Below are 23032 nucleotides of genomic sequence, written 5' to 3'. Positions count from 1 at the left end.
CGCAACCCCGACGGCACGGGGGACGCCGACCGGCAGCGCCGACGACATCCTCCACCGAGCGGGACCCAGGAGAGCCACACTCACCCCGTCATGGCGACTGGGGCGGCTCCTGCCTACCCATCCCCCGACCAGCGGGATCAAGCTTCACCTCGAGGTTCTCCACCTCCATTTCGGGACTCTCCCACTCCACCCGATATCACCCTCACGGTCACTGACCGTACGCGCACAGGCCATAATGGTAAGGGGCACCTTACAATCTGGCTGGTTCCGGACACCCCCCGCAACTCCCATTCACCACACCCCCTCCCCAGCCACCGTCCTCCCACTGCCATGACTACTTCGCCATGATCACTTCGCGGGGAGGGTACGCCTCGCAGCTCCCAGGCGGGAGCGTCGTCGGTCCGTCCATTCCTATCCCTCCCACAGCGCCCGCCTTGAGCCCGGCGCCCAATCCCCCGATTGGTCCTCCCGCAAGGCCCCAGGTACGCCGGGGTTCTGGGTTCAGCGTTGGGATCCGTGGTGGGTTGGCGGGTTGGCGGGGAGGGTGGGCAGGGATCCGTGGTGGGGTGGTGGGGAGGGTGGGCGCGGGCAGGTACGCCGTGAGGGTGCTCGCTTTGGGGTGGGGGAACTGGGGTTGGGGTGGGTGAGGGGCGTACCTGCCGCGCGTGGGGTCAATGGTTAGGCGGCCTTTTCCTCCTGGGGTGAGTCTTGGTCGGTGGTGACGGTTTGGGGCTCGGATTCGTCGGGGGTAAGGGCCCAGCGGTCGGCGGCTTCGCGGGCCTCGCGGCGGTCTTCGTCGCTTAGGGCGCCGCCGCGTTGGACGGGACGGAAGTCGGCCGTGCCTCGGTTGAGGTCGTGGCCTACCGTGGCGGCCTCGATCTCGGCGGAGAAGAGCCATTGGCCGTCGCGTTCGTACTGGCGGATGCGGAGGCGGCCCGTGACGACCAGGGGATGGCCTCGTTTGATGTCGGAGGCGTTGAGGTTGTCGGCCAGGCCGCGCCAGCAGTTGACTGTCATGAACATGGTCTGGATGTCCTGCCACATGCCGGTCTGGCGGTCGTAGCGGCGGGGCGTGCAGCCGAGTCGTAACGACAGGAACGGGGTTCCGTTGGCCGTGACGATGTAGTCGGGGTCGGCGGCCACCCAGCCTGAGACGGTGATCTGCGCTTCGTTCATCTCTGCTCCGAGTCGTGTCGCTGCGGACGCCACCGTGGCGTCGCGCAGGACACCCAGCGTGACCGATCCATCACGCGAGGGAAAGCGGAGCGTTGGGGTTGTGGATAACTTCGGGTGAGGCGCAGGAGGTGTGCGGCCCTGGCGTCTCTGCCCTCGTGTCGCATGGGGCGTCCCGGGACCTGCGGTTGGGGGTCCTTTGCGCTGTCGTGGGAGCGCTGGGGGTGGGTGGCCGGCGGAGATGGGGTCGGGACGTGGGGGCCCGGGCTGTGGTGCGGGTGGTGGTTACGGGGTTTGGAGTTGGGTTAGGGCTTTGCGGAAGCGGGCGTAGGTCTCTAGTTCGGTGGTTACCGGGTCTAGGACCTTTTCTTGGGCCAGGTGCTCTATGCGTTCGCGCATGGCGGCTTCCATGCGGGCGCCGTGTTTGGCGGAGGAGAGCGCCACCAGGTTGCGGCAGGCGGACGAGGTGAGGAGCCCCATGCCCAGGGTGGAGACGGTGAGGATGGCCACGTAGGGGATGAGGCCGGGCTCGTCGAAGAGGCTGTCGGGGGCGTCTGCTACTTCTAGGACGCCGTAGGCGACCAGGACGCCGATCCAGGCGACGCCGAGGATGCTGACCAGGACGAGGAAGTACTGCCAGGTCTTGACCAGCCACCACCAGCGGGGAACCTGGTTGAAGGTGGGGAGGGCGTCCTTCAGGGAGCCGCCCAGGGCTTCGGGGAGTTCGGTCGCGTGGGTGCGGGCGGCGGCGCGGACGGAGCGGGCCCAGGGGGCGGGGAGGCCCGCGGTGACGCCGTCGGTGACGCCCTGGAGGGCGTTGTCGACGTCGCCCTGCTGGGCGCCGATGGGGCCGGTGAAGGCGCCGCGGAGCTCGTCGCGGAGTTCGGTGAGGCGCATGCGGCGCAGGGGGTCGCTGCGCAGGCGGGTGACCAGGGCGGTGACGGGCCAGCCGATGAAGTCGGCGGCGCGCAGTTCGTAGGCGCTCTCCATAGCCTCGGCGACGGCGGGGGCTCCGGCGGCGTCGGTGAGGGCCTGGACGAGGGCGGCGCGGCGGTCGTCGTCGACGTGGGTGGGCGGGTCGGTGTCGCCGCGCAGGTCGACGAAGCGTTCGGCCAGGTTGCCGAGGTCGGCGGCCAGGCGCTGGGAGCGGGCCTGGCGGGCGGCGACGGTGTCGACCAGGACGTCGCGGAAGCCGCGGACGCCGTCCTCGGAGACGGCCGAGGTGGTGACGATGCGGGGGTCGGCCAGGCCCTCGGCCTCCAGGAGGCGGCGCAGGTCGGCGACGCAGTCGTCGGCCTCGCCGGGCTGGAGGCGGTCGACCTGGTTCAGGACGATCAGGGTGACGCCGGCGTGCTGGGCGAACGGGACGATGTAGTTGCGGTGCAGGGCGGCGTCGGCGTACTTCTGCGGGTCGACGACCCAGACCAGCAGGTCGGCGATGGTGACGAAGCGGTCGACCTCGGCGCGGTGCAGGGCCTGGATGGAGTCGTGGTCGGGCAGGTCGATCAGCACCAGGCCCTGCAGGGTGCTGTCGGCGCGTTCGAGGTCGAGTGCGCTGGCGCGGGCGTAGCGGTGGCGCTTGTCGACGTCGAGCCAGTCGAGCAGGGGGCCGGCGCCGTCCAGGCCCCAGACGCAGGCGTGGGCCTTGGACGTCATCGGGCGGCGGACGCCCGTGGGCGAGAGTTCGAGGCCGCAGATGGCGTTGAACAGGGACGACTTGCCGCTGCCCGTGCCGCCCGCGAGGGTGACGACGGTGTGCTCGCCGGACAGGCGGAGCCGCTGGCCGGCGCGGTCGAGCAGGACGGCGGTCTCGTCCAGCAGGTTCTGGTCGAGGCGGCCGGTGCCCAGGCGCAGGAGGCGGTCGAGCCCGTCGAGGCGGGTGGGAATGCCCTGGGCTTCCGCCTGCGCGGGGAGGGCCGAGGTGGTCATCGGGCGACCTCGAGGTTGTAGGTGGCCTGGTAGAGCTGGACGGGGACGGTCTCGTCGGGGATCGCGGCGGCGTCGAGCGCCTGGCCGAAGCGGATGGCCTCCTCGTCGAACAGCATCCCGATGCGGCTGCGCAGGTCGGCGCGGGCCTTGGCGCCCATGCCGCGCAGGGATTCGGCGCCGAACAGGGCCTTGAGGAGGCGTTGCGGGACGGCGCTGGTGCCGCCTTCGACGGCGACGTCGGAGGTTCCGTAGCCGAGCAGGCCGATCATCAGGACCAGGGAGAGGGCCTCGGAGTCGAACGAGACGAGCTTGGCGACCGAGCGCTTGGTGACGCCTTCGGTGGCGATGAGTTCCTGGACGTGGTCCTGCCAGGAGCTGACGGCGCGGGTGACGCGGCGGGAGAGCTCCGGGGAGACGCCGTTGAGCTGGGCGGCGGGGCCGTCCAATACGCGGTCGCCGGACGGGTGGGCGCGCCAGCGGGCGATGACGTCTTCGGCGGCGTGCTCGGCGGAGGCCAGGATCAGCGATTCGAGGCCGCCGCGCAGGGCGGCCTTGAGGGAGCGGACGCGGGCGGGGCTGCGGCGGCGCCGGGACGAGCGGCGTCCGGGCCTGCCGCGCTGGACGTGCAGGGCGCGCTGGAGGTCGCCGGTTCCGGCGAAGTCCTGCCAGCGGGCGAGCACCTCGCCGCGCAGGAGGGAGCCGTTGCGGGTGGCCTCGTCGAGCTCGGCCAGGGCGGTGCCGTAGGCGCCCTCGATCTCGTGCTGGAGCTCGGCCCGCTTCTGGACCTGGATCTCGACCTGCTTGGCCAGCTGGGGGACGCGGGTGCGGAAGCTGTTCAGGACGCCGATCAGCGTGTCGCCGATGACGACCTCGCGGTCGTGGGCGCTCTCGGCGATGTCGACGAGCCAGGCGCGGATGCCGTCGACGGCCTCTTCGGGGAGGCGGCTGTCTTCGATGCGGGTCTCGGGGACGGTGAAGCGGCGGGCGTCGCCGACGCCGTTGTCGTCGAGCATCCCGGCGAAGTGGTCGACGACCTCGGATCCGGCGCCCTGCGGAACGCGGGAGAGCACGACGCCGATGGTGGCGCCGTTCTCCTTGGCGCGCTTGAGCATCTGCCAGACCTGGGCATCGGCGTACCGGGCGGCGGTGGTGACGCAGAGCCACAGGTCGGCGGCGGCCATGAGCTTGGTGGCGAACTCGTAGTGGTCTTCGAAGACCGAGTCGAAGTCGGGGCTGTCGAGCAGGGCCAGGCCGGGCGGGATGACGTCGCTGGCGATGATCACCAGCTGGTCGCCGGCGATGGCGTCGGGGGCGGGGCCCCGGACGCGGCCCATGCCGGGGAGCATGGGGCCCTGGAGGAACCAGTCGGTGTGGTCGGGGTGGCAGACCAGGATGGGGCTGCTGGTGGTGGGGCGCAGCACGCCGGTGGCGCTGACCCGGGCGCCGACGAGGGTGTTGACCAGCGTCGACTTGCCCGCGCCGGTGGATCCGCCGAGGACGACGAGCATGGGCTTGCCCGCGGCCGCGATGCGCGGCAGCACGTAGTCTTCGAGCTGGTTCTTGATCTCCAGCCGGGCCTCGCGGGCCTCCTCGACGCCGGGGACCTCCAGGACGAACTCGAAGGACTCCAGCTGGTCGCGCAGGCCGGTGAGCGCGCGTTTGAGCTCGCCGTACCGCACCGTGACCTCGTTCTCGTCGGGCCGTCCGAACGCGCGCCGGCCCGCGGCCGGGCCGCGGGCTTGCTCGTCGTGGACCGCGCTCTGCTCTGCCGGGGAGGTCACGGATCCCGTCCCAAGTCCGCTCGGATCATGTCGACTTCTCGTGCCACGGCGACCACGTCGCCCACGACCACGATCGCCGGGGGCCGGATCGCCTCGGCCTCCATCACGCCCGCCACCGTGGCCAGTGTCGCGGTCACCGTGCGCTGGCCGGGGAGGGTTCCGTCCTGGACGACGGCGACCGGCGTGTCAGGCGTCCGACCATAGCGCACGAGCGTTTCGGCGATCAGGGCCATCCGCTCCACGGCCATGAGCAGGACCAGCGTGCCCTGGGCGCGGCCGAGGGCCTGCCAGTCGACGGTCGAGGCGGCCGCGTCGGGGGCGATGTGCGCGGAGACCACGTGGAAGTCCTGGGCTACGCCCCGGTGGGTGACCGGGATTCCGGCGGCGGACGGCGCGGCGACGGCGCTGGTGATGCCGGGCACGACCGTGACCGGGATGCCGTGCCGGGCGCAGTGGATCACTTCTTCGCCGCCGCGGCCGAACACGAACGGGTCGCCGCCCTTGAGCCGGACGACGAACTTGCCCTGGCGGGCGTATTCGACCAGGTAGTCGTTGATGCGGTCTTGGGTGACGGTGCGGCCGTAGGGGATCTTGGCGGCGTCGACGACCTCGACGTCGGCGGCGAGCTCGTCGAGCAGTTCGCGGGGGGCGAGGCGGTCGGTGACGACCACGTCGGCCTGGGCGAGCAGCTGCCGGCCGCGGACGGTGATCAGCCCGGGGTCGCCGGGGCCGCCGCCGACCAGGGCCACGCCGACGGGCTTGTGCCGGGAGTGGCGTCCTTCGAGGGTGGCGTCGCGCAGCCCGTCGACCACGGCGTCGCGGATTCCGGCGGCGCGGCGGGGGTCTCCCCCGGCCAGGACGCCGACGGTGGTCTCGCCGACCTGCCCGCTCGCGGGGGTCCAGGCGGCGGAGGCGTCGGCGTCGTCGGCCCGGACGCACCAGATCCGCGCGGCCTCGGCCTCGGCGGCGACCGCGCCGTTGACCTTGCCGTCGTCGGTGACCGCCTGCACCAGCCAGGCGCCCGCGCAGTCGCCCTGGGCGTAGGGGCGCGCGTGCCAGGTGACCCTGCCGTCCCTGATCAGGTCGTCGAGGGCCGGGGTGACCTCGGGGGCGACCAGCACGACCTCGGCACCCGCCGCCAGCAGCGCGGGCACGCGGCGCTGGGCGACCCGACCCCCGCCGACGACGAGGACGCGTCGCCCGCCGAGCCGGAGTCCAAGTAGATACGGGGCCACGTCAGATTCTCTCGTTCTGGGCTCTGGGGTTGTTCGCGGACGCGGGTGACGGACTTGTGTCTATGCGGACCAAAGGTACTCGGGTTGGCACGCTCATGGAGAGGCCCCCTGCCGAGTCGATAGCCGAGCGTGACTCTAGCCGTGATCATGCCGTTACTCTCCGGGGACCGGCTTGTCGCTCACCCCTGCCGAGTCGAAGGTGGCGACCTCGTGCAGCACCCTGACCGCCCCCTGGACCAGCGGGAGGGCCAGCAGCGCGCCGGTGCCCTCGCCGAGCCGCAGTTCGAGGTCGACCAGGGGACGAAGGCCCAGGTGGGAGACCGTGGCGGAGTGGCCGGGCTCGGCGGATCGGTGGCCCGCGACCCAGGCGGCCTGGGCGTCGGGGCACAGGGCGGCGGCGGCCAGTGCGGCGGCACCGGCGATCACGCCGTCCAGCACGACGGGGACGCGCAGCGCGGCGGCGCCGAGCAGGAAGCCGGTCAGCGCGGCGTGTTCGAGGCCGCCGACCGCCGCGAGGATCTCCAGCGGGTCGCCGCGGTCGATCGCGGGTGCGTGCAGCCCGAGGGCCGTGCGGACGACCGCGACCTTGCGGGCGTAGGTGGCGTCGTCGATGCCGGTGCCGCGTCCGGTGACGTCCTCGGCGGGCAGGCCGGTGAAGGCGGCGACGAGGGCGGCCGAGGCGGTCGTGTTGGCGATGCCCATGTCGCCGGTGATCAGGCAGCGGGCGCCGGACGAGACCAGGTCGCGGGCGACCTCGATGCCGGTCTCGACGGCCCGGCGGGTCTGGCCGGGGGTCATCGCGGGGCCCCGGGTCAGGTCGGCGGTGCCGCGCGCGACCTTGCGCGGGAGCAGGCCGGGCGCCGCCTCCAGGTCGGCGGCGACGCCGATGTCGACAACGCTCACCTCGGCGCCGACCTGACCGGCGAAGGCGTTGACGACCGCTCCCCCGGCCAGGAAGTTGGCCACCATCTGCGCGGTGACCTCCTGCGGCCACGGGGTGACGCCCTGGGCGTGGACGCCGTGGTCGGCGGCGAAGATCGCGACGGCGGCGGGCTCGGGGATGGGGGGCGGGCACGTCCCGGCCAGCCCGGCGAGCCGGACCGAGACCTCCTCCAGGGCGCCGAGCGAGCCGGGCGGTTTGGTCAGGCGGGCCTGGTGGTCGCGGGCGTCGCGCATCGCGGCCTGGTCGGGGGGACGGACGGCGGCGACGGTCTGCTCGATGAGGTTCACGGTGTCCTCCCCGGGCAGCCCCTGCCGCCCGTAGGTCTCGTGGTGCACCGCCCACGCCAGCGGACGGCGGCGGGCCCAGCCGTCCAGCGCCAGCTTGGGGGCGGGCGGGAATTCGCGGACGTGGCCCACGCACAGGTATGCCACGATCTCCAGGTGCGTGGGAAGGCCCAGCTCGGCGGCCAGCTCGCGCTCTTCGAAGAAGCTCACCCAGCCGACCCCCAGACCCTCGGCGCGGGCGGCGAGCCAGAGGTTCTGGACGGCGCAGGCCACCGAGTAGGGGGCGGTCTTGGGCTGGGTGCGGCGTCCCAGCGGGTTGCGTCCGCCCCGGGTGGGATCGCAGGTGACGGCGATGTTGACCGGCGCCTCCAGGATCGCCTCGACCTTGAGCCGGTCGAAGCGGGCGGCCCTCGGCGCGACCAGGGACGCGGCGTAGGCGGCGCGCTGCCGTTCGGCGAGGTCGCGGACGCGCTCCCGCCGTCCGGCGTCCCGGATGATCAGGAAGTCCCAGGGCTGGGTGAGCCCGACCGAGGGAGCGGCGTGGGCGGCCGCGAGCACCCGGGTGAGCACGGCGTCGTCGACCGGGTCGGGCAGGAACCCGTCGCGCATGTCCCGCCGCTCGGCGATCACCCGGTGCACGCTCTCCCGGGCCTCGTCCTCAAATGCCCAGGTCACCGAGCACCTCCAGGAGGGCGTCGTTGGCGAGGCGGTCGCGGACGGCGATGCGGAGCCAGTCGGTGCCCAGGCCGGGGAAGGTGTCGCCGCGGCGGACGGCGTAGCCGCGCTGCCTGAGCAGGGCCCTGATGCCCAGGGCATCGGGGACTCGGGCACAGAGGAAGGACGCTCGGGCCCCCGGGACGATGTAGAGGCCGCGCGCGGACAGTTCGGCCGTCAGCCGCTCGCGCTCGGCGGTCATGCTCGCGGCCCAGGCGGCGGCCTCGGCGACGGCGTCCGGGGTGCTGCACGCCTCGATCGCCACCAGCGCGGGCGTCGACAGGGCCCACAGCGGCTGGGCCTCGGCCAGGCGGGCGATGGTGCGCGGCTCGGCCAGGACGTAGCCCGCGCGGAGCCCGGCGAGCCCCCAGGTCTTGGTGAGGCTGCGGATCACCACGACACCCGAGGGGAGCCGGGACGCCAGGCTCTCGGGCTCCCCGGGGACGCAGTCCATGAACGCCTCGTCGACCACGACCGTCCGGCCGGGCCGGGCGAGCGCGGTGATCGCCTCGGCCGGGTGCAGGACGGACGTCGGGTTGGTCGGGTTGCCGATCATCACCAGGTCGGCCCCAGCGGGGACGTCGGCCGGGTCCAGCGTGAAGTCCTTGCCCAGGACGACCCGCTCGACGTCGTGGCCCGCGGCCCGCAGCGCGGCCTCGGGCTCGGTGAACTGCGGGTGCACCACGACCGCGCGGCGCGGGGTCAGGGCCCGGGCGGCCAGGACGAACGCCTCGGCGGCCCCGGCGGTCAGCAGCACCTCCTCCGAGGCGCGGCCGTGCCTGCGGGCGACCGCGGCGCGGGCCGCCGACGGGTCGGGGTAGGCCGCCAGCCCGGAGACGGCGTCCCGTATGCGCTCGGCCAGCCAGGCGGGGGGCGTGCCGGGACGGACGTTGACCGCGAAGTCGGCCAGGCCCCCGCCGACCTCGGCGTCGCCGTGGTGCCACAGATCGAACTCGTCCATGTCAGTGGGCGTGCGCGTGGCCGTGCCCGTGGCCATGCCCGGTCGGGTCGTCCGGGTGGTGGTGCGGGGTCTGGGGGGCGCCGACGCGGTCCTCGAAGCCGGGGATGGCGATCCGGTACACGCAGGTGTCGCAGTTCATGCGGATGTCGCCCGCCAGGGCCTCCTCGTAGCGCTCGACCACGACGTCGGCCAGGCCGTCGCAGTCGCCGATCACCGCGGCCGAGCGGACGTCCAGCTCGGGGTGCCCGGAGGCGTAGTCCCGCGTCTCCTCGACCACGCGGTCGGGCAGGACGCCGGAGAACAGGAAGTACGGCAGGACGACGATCCGCCGCGCGCCCAGGAGCCGGAGCCGTTCCAGGCCCTCGGGGACGCTCGGCCGGGCCAGCGAGATGAACGCGGGCTCGACGCCCAGCAGGCCGGGGCCCTGCTCGGGCCCGGACGCGCCGCGTCCCTCCCAGAACAGGCGGGCGACCTTGTGCACCTCGGAGTTGGCGTCGGGGTCGGTGGAGCCGCGCCCCACCAGCAGGACGCCGGTGCCGGGTCCGGCGAGGACGGTGTCGAGCCGCTCCCCCAGAAGGCGAAGCAGCGTCGGGTGGGGGCCCAGGGGACGCCCGTAGGTGTAGGACAACCCGGGGTGCCTGACCAGTTCGCGGGCCATCGCCCCCGGGATGTCGCCCTTGCCGTGCCCTGCGGCGACCAGCACCATCGGGACGGCCGCGACGCGCCGGTGCCCGGCCTCGAACAGCGACGCGACGGCCTCGGTGAGCGGCGGCGGCGACAGCTCGATGAAGCCGCCCTCGACCGGCACCGCCATCCGGCCGCGCAGACGCTCGACGAACCGGCCGAAGTCGGCGACGCCGTCCTCGTCTCGCGTGCCGTGGCCGACGAGCAGCAGGGGCGTGCTCAAGGTGTTTCTCCCTCGAAGTAGAGCAGTGCGTTCAGGGCGGCCGCGGCGACCGCGGACCCGCCCTTCTCGGAGACGTTGCTGAGCTGCGGCAGCCCGCTGGCCCGCAGCGCCTCCTTGGACTCGGCGGCGCCGACGAAGCCCACCGGGAGCCCGATGACCAGGGCGGGCGTGGTCCGGCGCGCGATGAGCTCGTCCAGGGCGGTGGGGGCGCAGCCGACGACCCACACCGCGCCGGGGCCCACCTCGGCGTAGGACAGCCGGATCGCGGCGGCCGAGCGGGTGATGCCGGCCGCGCGGGCGAGCCGGGCCGCCGCCGGGTCGTCGATCTGGCAGATCGTCTCCCGGGCGGTGATCCCGGCGGCGACCATGGCCACGTCGGTGACGACCGGCGCCCCGGCCTGGAGCGCGGTCCAGCCCTGGAGCAGGTGCTCCTCGCGGGTGACCAGGTCGACGGCGTACTCCAGGTCGGCGCTGGCATGGATCACGCGCTCGGCCACGGCCCGCCACAGCGGCGGCATCGGGGACAGGTCGACCCGCGAGCGCAGGATCTCGTACGACCTGACCTCGATCGGGTGGGGCTGGCGAACGGCGCGTTCCTCGTTCACGGACTCTCCCTACGTTCGGCTACGCCCATCGATACCCCCGTGGGGTGACGAATCGCCCGGCCACGGCGCGGCTGCGGCTGGACCCGACCAGGACGACCGTGAACATGTCGACCTGGGCCGGGTCGATCTCGGCGATCGTGGTGAGGGTGGCGGTCTCGTCCGGGCGGGTGGCGTTGCGCACGAACCCGACCGGCGTGTCCGGCGGCCGGTGCCCGGCCAGGATCTCCAGCGCCTTGGTGAGCTGCCAGTCCCGGGCCTTGCTGCGCGGGTTGTAGAAGCAGACGGTGAAGTCGCCCTCGGCGGCGGCGCGCACCCGCCGCTCGATGACCTCCCACGGCGTGTGCAGGTCGGAGAGCGAGATATAGGCGTGGTCGTGCCCGAGCGGGGCGCCCAGCCGGTTGGACGCGGCAACGGCGGCCGTGATGCCGGGGACACCGTCCACCTCGATGTCATCGGACGCGAACTCCAGCGCCGGGCTCGCCATCGCGTACACCCCGGCGTCGCCGGAGCCGATCAGAGCCACCGCGTTGCCGCGCCGGGCCTCCTCGACGGCCGTCCGGGCGCGTTCCTCCTCCTGGCCGAGCCCGCTGGCGAGGATCCGGGTGCCGGGACGCAGCAGGTCGCGCACCTGGTCGACGTACTGGTCGAGCCCCACGATCACCGACGCGCGCCGCAAAGCCAGCACCGCCCGCTCGGTCACCAGATCACGTGCGCCGGGCCCGAGGCCGACGATGCTCAGCCGCCCCTTCGGGACGAGCCGGGCGACGGCCGCCGTGGCGTTGGCCGACTTGGCCTTGGCCGCGACCAGTTCGCCGGACCGCCCGATCGAGCGGGCCGCCAGCAGCGCCGACGCCTCGGCGACGCTGGGCGTCCCGACCTCGGCCCGGACGACCTCGGACGGCGTCGGCACCTCGATTTCGGCCAGCGCGGCGGCGGGGTAGGTGAGCACCTCCCAGCCGCGCTCGCGGGCGACGGCGAGGATGCCCTCCTCGTCGGCCTTCAGGTCGACGGTGGCCAGCCACCGCACCGACTCCGGCGCCAGCGCCGCGTCCGCAAGCGTCCGGTCGACCAGGCCGGCGACCTCGTCGGCGGCGACGCCGCGCGCCGACCCGACCCCGACGACCAGCGACGGCGGCCGGTAGACCAGGCGGTTGCCGAACCAGCCCTCGTGGCACATGCAGTCGAGCTCGGCCCCATCGGTGACCAGGATGCCCATACTCGCATCGACGTCAGGCCCGACGTTGCCGGGCAACGGGGGCAGCGGCCACCCCTCGGCACCGTCCAGCAACACCGGCTCGCCGGACAGCACGGCCGCGCCCACGTGCGCGAGCAACTCGCGGTTGTGGACGGTGAAGCCGAGGTCGGCGCCGTAGGAGTCGAGCGGGGTGACGTTGCTCTGGTCGCTGGCGGTGGTGACGACCGGCTCGCAGCCGAGGACACCGGTCAGCCGCCGGGCCAGCAGGTTCGCGCCGTGATGCCCGCCGAGCACGGCCACGGCGAACCGCATGCTCTCGTCCACGCACACCACCGCGGGGTCGCTGGTCTTGTGCTCCAGCAACGGAGCCAGCACCCGCACGGTCGCCCCAACGGCCAGGAAACTGACGATCGCCCCACACGACTCCCAAGCCGCCCGCAGCGCGTCGGCGGCCTTTTCGTCAGTGAAAAGCAGCACCTCGTCCGGCCATGCAGCGGCGAGCGCAGCAGCAGCAGTACGCCCACTCGCGGTAGCAGCAACCAGCCCTACCGGTGTGGGGGGACGACCCCCCACGCCCCCCGGCGGTCTGTGCCGCCCTGCACTCCGCTGGAGCTCCGTTCCGGGCGGCACAGCCCTTGGCGGGGGCTCCGCGCCCCCGCGCCCCCCGCCAGGGGCTCCGCCCCTGGACCCCGTTCCGTTCACAACGTGCTCCTGATTTCTTCGACTGGTGGGGTGGACGTCTCGGTCGCCTGAACTCGGGGCGGTTCGGCGGCCGGGAGCCGCACGCCCCAGCGGGCCTCGTGCGAGCATGCGGCGGCCGTGACCAGCCGGTTCACAACGTGCTCCTGATCTCTTCGACCGGCGGTCCGGCCGCCTTGGTCGGGCTGGTTCGGGGCGGCTCGGTTGTGCAGGGGTATTCGCCCCATAGGACGAAGACCGGGTTCTGGGCCGCTAGGCGGTGGACGTTGCCGGGGAGTTCGGTTAGGCGGGACGCCTGGAGCTGGACGGCCTGTGCTTCCAGGCCCTCGGCGCGCAGGGCGTCCAGGGTGGGGCGGACGCGCTCGATCGCGGCGAGGGCGACGACTACAACGCGCAGGGCGCGGGCGGCGCAGGCTTGGACGACTTCGGGTCCGCCTCCGCCGACGAAGACGGCGTCGGGGGTGGGGAGGTGGTCGAGGACGGACGGGGCCTCGCCTCGTGACACCGCGACCTTCACTCGGTGCGCGCGGACGTTCGCGCGGATGCGGTCGCAGGACGCCTCGTCGCGTTCGACGGCGACGACGGCGGCGCCGAAGCGGGCGCACTCGATCGCGACCGAGCCGCTGCCCGCGCCGATGTCCCACACCAGGTCGCCGAGGCGGGGGCCCAGCTTGGCCAGGGCGAACGCCCGGACCTCGGCCTTGGTCACCAGCGAGCGGGGATGGTCGAAGGCGACTTCGGGGAGGGCCCATCCGGCTGGGCCTGGGCTTGCCCCGGCGATCCAGCGGCGTTCCTCTGCTTGCCGCCGGTCGTCCAGGACGAGGACGACGTTCGGGTCGCGCCAGGGGCGGGTCGTGGCCTCGGCGGGACGTACATGGACGATCCGCTCCCCCGGGCCGCCGAGGTCTTCGCAGACCACGAAGGAACGTGGTGTCTGCGGGAACAGTTCGCGGGCCAGTTCGGCGGGACCGGCCCCGGGGGCGGTCAGCACCGCGACCTTGGGGTGGGCGCGGCAGGCGTTCACCGCGCGCCGCAGTTCGCGGCCGTGGGCGGAGACCACCAGTGCGTCGTCCCAGGGGAGCCCGGCCCGCGCGAAGGCGTGGGCGACCGAGGACAGTGCCGGGAGCACTTCGGGTCTGTGTCCGCGTTCGCGCAGGGCCCGCACGATGCCGAAGAATCCGGGGTCGCCGCTGGCCAGGACGACGACCTCGCCCGGGCAGGCGTCGATCTCGTCGAGCGCGGCGGCGAGGGGGCCCATGGCGACCGTCCGCGTCCCCTCGGGGATCGGGGCGGCCTCCAGATGGCGGGCGCCGCCGACCACGAGCGCGGCCGACGCGAGCCGCCGCGTCGCGGCGTCCGCGAGCGGCGACCCGTCGTACCCGACCACGGTGATCATGTCAGCGCGCCATCCGCCCGAACATGCCGATCATGCGCTCCCCGGTGGAGTCGACCAGCACGACCTGGGCGGCGAGCGCGCCACCGGCCTCCTCCTCCAGGACGCCCGCCGCGCGGCGGCACAGCTCGCGCCCGCACGGGCCGAGGACGCCCGCCGACTCCCACAGCTCGCCGGGGTTCCCGGTCGAGGCGACCTCGGCGGCAAGCTCAGGTGTGCCGCCCATGTCGGCGGTGATCTCGCTAAGGAGCTCTCCCGGGGGGCGTGCACCCGTGGCGAGGCTGGTCAGCGCGTCCATCGTTCCGACGAACACGATCTGGCGCACGCCCCGCTCGGCCGCATGGCGCAGGGACACGCCGTCCGCCTCGGCGAAGCAGGTCTCGGGGAGCTTGGGCAGCATCTTGCGGGCGCCCTTTTCGGTGCGCTCGTCGGTGAACAGAACGAGGGTCTTCTCGTTTTCGCTCGTCATGGGCGACGAGCCTCCCGAAGACGGCGGCGCGCCGCGGGCTCGGCGCGCCGGTGACCGTGGAAGTGACCCGGGTGGTACAGGTGCGAGCGCGTCCCTCCGGCCGACAGGGCCGGGCCGACGAGGACGAGCGTGTGCTTCCAGAGCTTGTTGGCCTTGACGGTCTCGGCCAGGTCGGCGAGCTCGCATTGGACGATCAGCTCGTCGGGCCAGCTGCACTGGTAGGCCACCACGCAGGGAGTGTCGGGGGCGTATCCGCCTTCGAGGAGTTCCTCCTGGAGCTGGCCCGAGCGTGCCGCCGACAGGAACAGCGCCATCGTGGTGCCGTGCCGGGCGAACTCGCGGACCTCCTCCCCCGGGGGCATCGGCGTCTTGCCGCCGCCGAGCCTGGTCAGGATGACCGACTGCGCGACCTCGGGGATGGTCAGCTCGCGCTCGACGGCCGCGGCGACCGCGCTGAAGCTCGACACCCCGGGGATCACCTCGGTCGTCAGGCCCATCTCGCGGCAGCGGTCGAGCTGCTCCTGGAGCGCCCCCCACAGCGCGGGGTCGCCGGAGTGGATGCGGGCGATCGTGAGGTCTTCGGCGACGGCGCGCTCGTAGTAGGGCAGGACGCCCTCCATCGGCAGCCGCGCGGAGTCGACGATCTCGGCGTCGTCGCGGGCGTGCTCCAGCACGTCGGGGTGCACCAGGCTGGCCGCCCAGATCACCACGTCGGCGTCGGCGATGGCCTTGGCGGCGCGGAAGGTGAGCAGGTCGGCGGCGCCGGGACCGGCGCCGACGAACAGGACGGCGCCCATCAGAGCTTGCCTCCTCGGCTGGTGCGCCGACCCGGGACGATCAGCGCGGACAGGTAGGGGACGGGACCGTCGATCTCGCGCGCGGGCCGGATGTCCTCACCCCGCAGCCCGAGACGGGCCCCGTATACGGCCTCGTCCAGCCGGCCGCTGTCCTTGAGCACTTCGAGGACCTCCTCGGCGACCGAGCCGAACTTGTAGGCGACGACCGTGTCGCACGTCTCCAGCGCCGCGCGGAACCGCTCGACGCCTCCGGTGAGCGGCACCAGCGCCAGCGGCTCGGCGCCCTCGGCCAGGACGGTGCCGGACCGGGCCGCGAGGTCCTGCATCGCGGTGATCCCGGGGACGGTCTCGACCTCGGCGTCCGGGCGGCGTTCGCGGACGGTCTGCGCCAGGTAGGTGAAGGTCGAGTAGACGTTGGGGTCGCCGATGGTCGCGAAGGCGACCGTGCGCGCGCCCTCGTCGAAGGCCCGCACGACCCGGTCGGCGGCGCCGTCCCAGGCGGCGGCGCGGCGTCCGGTGACGCCGCCCTTGTCGTTCAGCGCGAAGACCACGCGTTCGGCCTTGGCCGTGTGCGCGCGGACGACCGATTCGGCGCGGCCCTCCTCGTCCAGCGCCATGACCGGGACGAGCACCACGTCGGCCTCGTTCAGGACGCGGACGGCCTTGGCCGTCACCAGCTCCGGATCGCCCGGCCCCACGCCGATGCCGATCAGCTTCGGCCGTTCCGGGGTCTCCTTGGCCAGGTCGGGCGCGACCAGGCTGAAGACGATCATGTCGTGACTCCCCCCGGGGCCGCGCTCGGCTCCCCGCGCCACGCCCTCGCGCAGGAACCCGGCCTTCTCGGCGACGCGGACCGAGGCCCCGTTGTGGACCGCCGCGCGCAGCTCGACCCGGTGCAGCCCGGCCTCGCCCAGCGCCCAGCGCGAGGCCAGGCGCAGCGCCTCGGTGGCGTGGCCGCGCCCGCGCGCGCCGGGACGGATCCCGTAGCCGACCTCGCAGGTCAGCTGCGACCAGTCGACCTTGAACAGGCCGAGCGTGCCGAGCAGGCCGTCGTCCCGACGGTCGACGACGGCCAGGTGCAGGGCCAGGCCGAAGCGGTGGGGCTGGTGGACGCCCTCGTTCAGCCACCACGCCACGCGTTCGGCGTCGGGCTCGCGCGGGAAGTTGGGTGGGAAGTACTCCGCCCCGGCCCGGATCGCCTCGGTCAGCGCGGCCGCGTCACCGGGCCCGAAGGGGCGCAGCGCGATCCGGTCGCCGTCGAGCCGGGCGAGGTCGCGGAAGGTCTGGTCGATCATCGGCAGGCGTCCACCATTCTCCGGGCGAACCCCGGGCTACCGGCCCAGTGCAGGTGCAGATACGACGCGACGCAAGACCCCTGGACGAATCCCTCGGGGCCGTCGGGCGTCCACTGCCAGGCGGCGGTCGCGCCGTGGCCGGGCTCGGTGCGCGTCCGGTGGAACTCGTGGCCGCGCACCCGTTCGCCCGCGCGCGCGATAATGGAGTCGGACACCGCTACCGCGGCGCGGTACCCCAGGGTCAGGCGCGGCGCCATCGTCGCGGTGACCTCGGACAGGACGCCGCACATCGGCTTGCCGTCCAGCTCGCGGGCCAGGTAGAGCAGCCCCGCGCACTCGGCGTAGACCGGGCCGGTGAACGCGGCCAGGTCGCGGCGCAGCGGCTCGTTGGCCGACAGCTCGGCCGCGTACACCTCGGGGAAGCCGCCGCCGACGACCACGCCCCGGGCGCCCTCGGGCAGGCGTTCGTCGCGCAGCGGGTCGAACCTGACGACCTCGGCGCCCGCCGCGTCCAGCAGTTCCTCGTTCTCGGCGTATCCGAACGTGAACGCCGGGCCGCCCGCGACGGCGATCCTGGGACGGGCACCGCCGGGTTCCGCGCGGGGCGGCTCCCAGGGGTCGGCGGCCAGTTCGGGGGCGCTGCGGGCCAGGGCCAGCACGGCGTCCAGATCGCAGGACGCGGCGACCAGCGCGCCCAGGCCCTCGACCATGGCGACCGCCTCGGCGCTGCGCTCGGCCGCCGGGACCAGCCCCAGATGCCGGGACGGCGCCGCGACGCCGTCGGTGCGCCGCAGCGCGCCCAGGACGGGGACGCCCAGTTCCTCCACGGCCTCGCGGCACAGCCTTTCGTGCCCGTCGGAGCCGATCCGGTTGAGGATCACCCCGCCCATCCTGACCTCGCCGAACGAGCGGAACCCGTGCACGGTCGCCGCGACCGACCGGCCCGCCGCGGCGGCGTCGACCACCAGGATCACCGGGGCGTCCAGCAGCCGCGCGACGTGCGCGGTCGAGGCGAAGTCGCCTTCGCCGGACGCGCCGTCGTACAGCCCCATCACGCCCTCGACGACCGCGAGGTCGGCCCCGGCGGCGCCGTGCAGGAACAGCCGGGGAACCAGCTCCTCCGAGGTCAGCCACGGGTCGAGGTTGCGCCCCGGACGCCCGGTGGCCAGCGCGTGGTACCCGGGGTCGATGTAGTCGGGCCCCACCTTGTGCGGCGAGACCTTCAGGCCGCGCGCGGCGAACGCGGCCATCAGGCCGGTCGCCACGGTCGTCTTGCCGCTCCCGGACGCGGGGGCCGCGACGACGAGGCGGTTCACCATTCGATGCCCTTCTGGCCCTTCTGCCCCTGGTCCATCGGGTGCTTGACCTTGCCCATCTCGGTGACGAGATCGGCGATCTCCAGCAGCCGGGGGTCGGCGCCGCGGCCGGTGACGACCACGTGCTGGCTGCCGGGGCGCGCCCGCAGGGTCGCCACGACGTCGTCGACGTCGATCCAGCCCCACTTCATCGGGTAGGTGAACTCGTCCAGCACGTAGAGCCGGTAGGTCTCGGCGGCCAGGTCGCGCTTGATCTGCTCCCAGCCCTCGCGCGCGTCGGCCTCGTGGTCGTCCTCGGTGCCGGGACGCTGGATCCACGACCAGCCCTCGCCCATCTTGTTCCACGCCACCGGGCCGCCCTCGCCGCTGTCGCCCAGCACGCGCAGCGCGCGCTCCTCGCCGATGCGCCACTTGGCGGACTTCACGAACTGGAACACCCCGATCGGCCAGCCCTGGTTCCAGGCGCGCAGCGCGAGCCCGAACGCGGCCGTCGACTTGCCCTTGCCCGGACCCGTATGGACGATCACCAGCGGCCGGTTGCGGCGCTGCCTGGTGGTCATGCCGTCGTCCGGCACGTACTCCGGCTTGCCCTGCGGCATCTCAGGCCACCTTTCCGCGTGCGTCCCGCACGACACCGCTCAGCGACTCGGCCGCCAGCTCCTCCAGCCGGACGGCCTGGGCTCCCATGGCCTCGGCGAGACGTCCCGCCAGGCCCAGCCGGACCGGCCCCGACTCGCAGTCGACGACGACCGAGGCGACCTCGGCCAGCAGGCCCGCCGCCAGGGACGGGTCGGGGCCGTGGGTGGCGCGGCCGTCGGTCACCAGCACCACCAGCGGGCGCCGCGCCGGGTCGCGCAGCCGCTCGACCCGCAGCACCTCGGCGGCGCGCAGCAGCCCGGCCGACAGCGGCGTCCGTCCCCCGGTGGGCAGCCGTTCCAGCCGCCGCGCCCCGGCCTCGACCGACGAGGTCGGCGGCAGGGCCAGCTCGGCGTCGGCGCCCCGGAAGGTGATCAGGCCGACCTTGTCGCGGCGCTGGTAGGCGTCCAGCAGCAGGCTGAGCACCGCGCCCTTGACCGCGCGCATCCGCTGCCGCGCCGCCATCGAGCCGCTGGCGTCCACCACGAACAGGACCAGGTTGCCCTCGCGCCCGTCACGGACCGACTCGCGCAGGTCGTCGGCGGCGATGACCAGGCCGGGACCGCTGCGCCCCCGCGCGCGCTGGTGCGGCGCGGCGGCCCGCAGGGTGGCGGTCAGGTGCAGGCCGCGCTGCCCGGGGCGGGCGCCGGACACGCGCCCGTACGGGCTGCGCGCCTTGGACCTGCGTCCGGGTGCGCCCATGCCCGTCCCGGGGACGGTGAACAGGCGCGGCTTGTACGCGGCGTCGGCCGGGGCGGGCTCGGACTCCGACGGACCCGGGCCGCCCCCTTCGGGAGGGGCCGACGAGGACTGCCCGTCGGAACCGGAGGACGGGCCGCCCTCCGAAGGCTCGGGGGCGCCGCCACCGGGATCGTCGTCGGGCGGCTCGGGCTCGCCGTGCTCGTCCATGACGTCGTCGAGCCGCTGCTGGTCGAGGCCGGGCGCGTCGAACGGGTCGCGGCGGCGGCGGTGCGGCAGCGCCAGGCGCGCGGCCGTGCGGACGTCGTCGGACGTCACGCTCGTCCGGCCGTGCCATGCGGCCAGCGCGATCGCGGCCCGCGCGGTGACCAGGTCGGCGCGCAGGCCGTCCACCTCGAACGCCGCGCACACGGCGGTGATCTGCCGCAGGGCCGCGTCGGGCAGCTCGACCGCGGGCAGCAGCTTCTGGGCGGCGGCGATGCGGGCGGCCAGCTCGGCCTCGTCCTCGGTCCAGCGCGCCGCGAATTCGGCCGGGCGCTCCTCGAACCGCAGCCGCCGCCGGACGACCTCGGCGCGCTCCTCGGGGTCGCGGGTCGCGGCGACCTCCACGGTCAGCCCGAACCGGTCGAGCAGCTGCGGCCGCAGCTCGCCCTCCTCGGGGTTCATCGTGCCCACCAGCAGGAACCGGGCCGCGTGCCGTACCGAGACGCCCTCGCGCTCGACGTGGGACTCGCCCATCGCGGCGGCGTCCAGCAGCAGGTCGACCAGGTGGTCGTGCAGCAGGTTGACCTCGTCGACGTACAGGACGCCCCGATGCGCGGCCGCCAGCAGACCGGGCTCGAACGCCTTCACGCCTTCGGTCAGGGCCCGCTCGATGTCGAGCGAGCCGGTCAGCCGGTCTTCGGAGGCCCCCACGGGCAGCTCGACCAGCCGCGCCGGTCGCTCCTCGCCCGTGCCGACGTCGTGCGGGCCGTCCGGGCAGCCGGGGTCGGGGTCGTCCGGCGCGCACGAGAAGCGGCAGCCGGGAACGGTCGCGACGCCCGGCAGCAGCCCGGCCAGGGCCCGCACGATCGTCGACTTGGCCGTGCCCTTCTCGCCGCGCACCAGCACCCCGCCGACGCCCGGCGAGACGGCGTTGATCAGCAGGGCCAGCTTCAGGTCGTCCATCCCGACGACGGCGGCGAACGGATAGCGCACCGCCGCGCCCGGGGCGCGGCTCATCGGCCCATCACTGGAGGCATGCCTCATCGTCCTTCCCTCGGGTGTCCACGCCCGTGGCGGTCATGTCCGACGGCCGGAGTCTCCTGGCTCCCGGATCACAGCCTCCCTCCTGCCTTCCAGCGTTTCCGCCGTGGCGTGAGCGAAGGGAGGCTCCCCTGGTCACAGTTGCGGGACAGCCCCGGATTCGCACCGGGTTCCTCCGCGATCGTCGCCTGCAAAGAATGGCACACCCCCTGGTCATGCCCAAGTCGCGGAGGGGTGAGATCGTCCGAGCGCGGCCGCATAGGCTGTGCGGGTGGCCTCTCCCTCCTCCCGGACCAGCTACCGGCGGCTCTCGCGGGACGAGCGGCGCGAGCAGATCCTCGGGGTCGCGCGGACGATGTTCACCGAGGTGCCCTACGCAGAGGTCTCGACGGCGGCCATCGCCGACCGGGCCGGGGTGCGCCGGGGCCTGATCCACTACTACTTCGGGACCAAGCGCGACCTGTTCCTTGAGGTCGTGCGGGTGCTGGCCGCCGACGTCTCGGTCGTGGCGCCGCCGGTCGGCGACCTGCCGCCGATGCCGCTGGAGGAGACGGTCGAGCTGCTGGTGCGGCTCTACATGGAGACCACCGAGGTCAACGCCGAGACCTGGTTCGCGGCCGCCGACGCCGAGGGCTTCGGCCAGGACCCCGAGCTGCTGCGCATCACCAACAAGGCCCGCGACGTCACCGTCGAGCACATGATCGCGCTGCTGCGCGTCGCGCGTCCCACCGAGACGCTGCGCGCGGTGCTGCGCGCCTACGCGGGCCTGGCCGAGGCCACCACCCGGCAGTGGCTCCAGGAGAAGACCCTCGATCGGGAGCAGGCGCGCGTCCTGCTCTCGCGCTCGCTCCTGGCCCTGCTGACCGACGTCGTCCCGGCCCTGGAGTCCTAGGGCGTGCCCGGTGGATCCGCGATCGACGAGCGAGATCCACCGGGCACCGGCCCTAGGACGCGACCGCCCTTCCGACGGCGCCGGCTGACGCGCGCAGTTGGGCGATGGCGAGCGTGTCGACGCCCTGGAGGACGAACCAGACAGCCTTTCCCCGGGTGGGGAGGCTCGTCCTCGAATGGGTGCGCGCCAGACCCCAGTGCCCCTCCGACAGCTCGCGGACGATGCTCAGGCCCCGGCCGCAGTCGCCGGACGTCCACGAGTAGCCCGGCAGGTCGGCGTCGGCGTCACGGTCGAACACCGCACAGCGCAGCTCGACGGGCCCCTCTTCGGGGTCGTCGAGGTAGAGCCACAGCTCGTGCGGCCCGTGCTCGGCCGCGTGCTGGTAGGCGTTCGTCGCCAGCTCACTGATCATCAACTGGGCGTCGCCGACCAGGTCGCGCGGCACCCCCATCTCCCTCAGTGCCTCTCCCAGCAGCCCTCTCGCGCGCGAAGCGCACGAGGGGCCGGCGGGCAGCACCCACACCCGGCCCGGTTTTCCGGCCTCGTCCTCATCGGTGTTCTCAGGCGAGGATTTCACGGGTCCCTCCCCGCATCATGTGGACCGCTGGCGCGGTCCAGGTAGCAATATGTCGCTTGTGGCCCCCGTGTGGTCACGTTTTTTCAGCTTCGCGTGAGACTCGGCGTCCCGCAACACTCTTGGCGAGATTGCTCTGACCCGCTTGGCCGAAAGTCGTTGTAGAACCGGTCCCGAGTCGGGAGACTCACCGTCCATGACCTACCGGCCCACAGTGCGCGGCCGCCGGCTCGCACGGGAACTCCGAAGGCTCCGGGAAGCGCAGGGCCTGACCCTGCAGGAGGTGGCGGACCGGCTCGACTGGTCGCGGGCCACCGTCTCCCGGCTCGAAACGGGCCAGACCCGGCCCAGGCCCGCCGACATCGCCCAGATCCTCGACCTGTACGGGATGCCCAGCCCCGAGCGCGACGCCTACATCAACCTGGCCCGCGAGGCGGGGCAGCGCGGCTGGTGGACGGCCTACGTGGACGTCTTCACCGGCAGCTACGTCGCGCTGGAGGACGAGGCGTCGCACATCCGCACCTGGGACCCGCAGCTCGTGCACGGCCTGCTCCAGACCGAGCCGTACTCCCGCTCGGTCATCACCGCGGGCCGGATGCTCCCCGGACGCGAGGAGATCGAGCGGCGCATCGCGGCCCGCACGGCCCGGCAGGCCCTGCTTTCGCGCGCGGAGGCGCCGCAGCTGCACGTGATTTTCGACGAGGCGGTCCTCTACCGTCCGATCGGCGGTCCTGGGGTGATGAGCGCCCAGCTCACCGCGCTGGCCGAGGCCGCGTCCCGCGAGAAGGTCACCGTCCAGGTGCTCCCCTACGCGGCCGGAGAGCACGCCGGGCTGGACGGCCGGTTCACGATCCTTTCGTTCCCCGACCCCGCGGACCCGGATATCGCCTACGTGGAGGGCACCATGGGTGACGTTTATCTCGAAAGCATCGAGGCAATAGCCAAACACAGGACCCGCTTCGACAAGATCGCGGCGGCGGCCCTGTCCCCCGAGGATTCCGCGCACCTCATCACCGAGGCAGCAAGGAGCAGCCCGTGAACCGACTCTCCAGCGACCTGTCAGCAGCCACCTGGCGCAAGTCCTCCCACAGCGGGAGCGGCGACCAGTGCGTCGAGGTGGCCACCCTCGCGAGCGGCCCGCTGGCCGTGCGCGACTCCAAGGACCCCCACGGCCCGGCGCTGGTGCTCACGCACTCCGCCTGGCACTCGCTGATCACGACCGCGCGACGCTCATAGAACGGAACGACCGGAAGGGCCGCGGCGCTCGCCGCGGCCCTTCCGCCGGTCTAG

General features: G+C 73.6%; 20 protein-coding genes and 1 riboswitch. Of the genes, 3 read left to right on the top strand and 17 right to left on the bottom strand.

The window, feature by feature from the left end; genetic code table 11:
* Positions 1-678 precede the first annotated feature (678 nt).
* The 16 genes from ACQPY4_RS11195 to ACQPY4_RS11120 form a co-directional block, all read right to left on the bottom strand.
* Complete coding sequence (locus tag ACQPY4_RS11195; protein WP_433335239.1) at positions 679-1176, bottom strand: single-stranded DNA-binding protein; 498 nt, start codon at positions 1174-1176, stop codon at positions 679-681.
* A 282-nt stretch (positions 1177-1458) separates the two neighbouring features.
* Positions 1459-3102 carry a GTPase family protein gene (locus ACQPY4_RS11190; protein WP_433335237.1) on the bottom strand — a complete coding sequence of 548 codons (1644 nt, stop codon included), beginning with the start codon at positions 3100-3102 and terminating at the stop codon, positions 1459-1461.
* Positions 3099-4883 carry an AAA family ATPase gene (locus ACQPY4_RS11185; RefSeq protein ID WP_433335235.1) on the bottom strand — a complete coding sequence of 595 codons (1785 nt, stop codon included), beginning with the start codon at positions 4881-4883 and terminating at the stop codon, positions 3099-3101. The genes ACQPY4_RS11190 and ACQPY4_RS11185 overlap by 4 nt, the downstream gene beginning before the upstream one ends.
* Positions 4880-6118 carry a uroporphyrinogen-III C-methyltransferase gene (cobA, locus tag ACQPY4_RS11180; RefSeq protein WP_433335233.1) on the bottom strand — a complete coding sequence of 413 codons (1239 nt, stop codon included), beginning with the start codon at positions 6116-6118 and terminating at the stop codon, positions 4880-4882. The genes ACQPY4_RS11185 and cobA overlap by 4 nt, the downstream gene beginning before the upstream one ends.
* 153 nt (positions 6119-6271) lie before the next feature.
* Positions 6272-8020: a nicotinate-nucleotide--dimethylbenzimidazole phosphoribosyltransferase gene (gene cobT, locus ACQPY4_RS11175; protein ID WP_433335231.1), complete on the bottom strand. Its 1749-nt coding sequence runs from the start codon at positions 8018-8020 to the stop codon at positions 6272-6274.
* Positions 8004-9020, bottom strand: coding sequence for an Rv2231c family pyridoxal phosphate-dependent protein CobC (gene cobC, locus ACQPY4_RS11170; RefSeq protein WP_433335229.1), 1017 nt, complete (start codon positions 9018-9020; stop codon positions 8004-8006). Before cobC ends, cobT begins: the two co-directional genes overlap by 17 nt.
* Position 9021: 1 nt before the next feature.
* Positions 9022-9927, bottom strand: coding sequence for a sirohydrochlorin chelatase (locus ACQPY4_RS11165; protein WP_433335227.1), 906 nt, complete (start codon positions 9925-9927; stop codon positions 9022-9024).
* Positions 9924-10532, bottom strand: coding sequence for a precorrin-8X methylmutase (locus ACQPY4_RS11160; protein ID WP_433335225.1), 609 nt, complete (start codon positions 10530-10532; stop codon positions 9924-9926). The genes ACQPY4_RS11165 and ACQPY4_RS11160 overlap by 4 nt, the downstream gene beginning before the upstream one ends.
* 19 nt (positions 10533-10551) lie before the next feature.
* Complete coding sequence (cobJ, locus tag ACQPY4_RS11155; protein ID WP_433335223.1) at positions 10552-12204, bottom strand: precorrin-3B C(17)-methyltransferase; 1653 nt, start codon at positions 12202-12204, stop codon at positions 10552-10554.
* A 355-nt stretch (positions 12205-12559) separates the two neighbouring features.
* Entirely contained in the window at positions 12560-13822 is a 1263-nt protein-coding gene (gene cbiE / locus ACQPY4_RS11150) for a precorrin-6y C5,15-methyltransferase (decarboxylating) subunit CbiE (RefSeq protein WP_433335221.1), read from the bottom strand.
* Between the two features lies 1 nt (position 13823).
* Positions 13824-14288, bottom strand: coding sequence for a hypothetical protein (locus ACQPY4_RS11145; protein ID WP_433335219.1), 465 nt, complete (start codon positions 14286-14288; stop codon positions 13824-13826).
* Positions 14285-15085 (bottom strand): precorrin-4 C(11)-methyltransferase, encoded by an 801-nt coding sequence (cobM, locus tag ACQPY4_RS11140; RefSeq protein ID WP_433335217.1) that lies wholly within the window; start codon positions 15083-15085, stop codon positions 14285-14287. Before cobM ends, ACQPY4_RS11145 begins: the two co-directional genes overlap by 4 nt.
* Positions 15085-16380 carry a precorrin-2 C(20)-methyltransferase gene (cobI, locus tag ACQPY4_RS11135; RefSeq protein ID WP_433335215.1) on the bottom strand — a complete coding sequence of 432 codons (1296 nt, stop codon included), beginning with the start codon at positions 16378-16380 and terminating at the stop codon, positions 15085-15087. Before cobI ends, cobM begins: the two co-directional genes overlap by 1 nt.
* Positions 16377-17699, bottom strand: coding sequence for a cobyrinate a,c-diamide synthase (locus ACQPY4_RS11130; protein WP_433335213.1), 1323 nt, complete (start codon positions 17697-17699; stop codon positions 16377-16379). Before ACQPY4_RS11130 ends, cobI begins: the two co-directional genes overlap by 4 nt.
* Positions 17693-18295, bottom strand: coding sequence for a cob(I)yrinic acid a,c-diamide adenosyltransferase (gene cobO / locus ACQPY4_RS11125; RefSeq protein WP_433335211.1), 603 nt, complete (start codon positions 18293-18295; stop codon positions 17693-17695). The genes ACQPY4_RS11130 and cobO overlap by 7 nt, the downstream gene beginning before the upstream one ends.
* 1 nt (position 18296) lies before the next feature.
* Positions 18297-20252, bottom strand: coding sequence for a putative cobaltochelatase (locus tag ACQPY4_RS11120; RefSeq protein ID WP_433335209.1), 1956 nt, complete (start codon positions 20250-20252; stop codon positions 18297-18299).
* 76 nt (positions 20253-20328) lie between these two features.
* Positions 20329-20452, bottom strand: a riboswitch (cobalamin riboswitch).
* Between the two features lie 95 nt (positions 20453-20547).
* Between ACQPY4_RS11120 and ACQPY4_RS11115 the strand changes: the two genes are divergently transcribed.
* Positions 20548-21168 (top strand): TetR/AcrR family transcriptional regulator, encoded by a 621-nt coding sequence (locus ACQPY4_RS11115; RefSeq protein WP_433335207.1) that lies wholly within the window; start codon positions 20548-20550, stop codon positions 21166-21168.
* Positions 21169-21220: 52 nt separating this feature from the next.
* Here the strand turns inward: ACQPY4_RS11115 and ACQPY4_RS11110 are convergent, their stop codons facing one another.
* Positions 21221-21745 (bottom strand): ATP-binding protein, encoded by a 525-nt coding sequence (locus ACQPY4_RS11110; protein WP_433335205.1) that lies wholly within the window; start codon positions 21743-21745, stop codon positions 21221-21223.
* Positions 21746-21938: 193 nt separating this feature from the next.
* On the opposite strand from ACQPY4_RS11110, the gene ACQPY4_RS11105 reads away from it, so the two are divergent.
* Both ACQPY4_RS11105 and ACQPY4_RS11100 read left to right on the top strand, forming a co-directional pair.
* Positions 21939-22781: a helix-turn-helix domain-containing protein gene (locus ACQPY4_RS11105; protein ID WP_433335203.1), complete on the top strand. Its 843-nt coding sequence runs from the start codon at positions 21939-21941 to the stop codon at positions 22779-22781.
* Entirely contained in the window at positions 22778-22978 is a 201-nt protein-coding gene (locus ACQPY4_RS11100) for a DUF397 domain-containing protein (protein WP_433335201.1), read from the top strand. The genes ACQPY4_RS11105 and ACQPY4_RS11100 overlap by 4 nt, the downstream gene beginning before the upstream one ends.
* Positions 22979-23032: the final 54 nt, after the last annotated feature.

Source organism: Spirillospora sp. CA-294931, assembly GCF_050946795.1.
Lineage (GTDB): Bacteria > Actinomycetota > Actinomycetes > Streptosporangiales > Streptosporangiaceae > Spirillospora.
The sequence above is the reverse complement of the archived record's forward strand: the minus strand, read 5'-3'. Positions and strand labels throughout refer to the sequence as shown.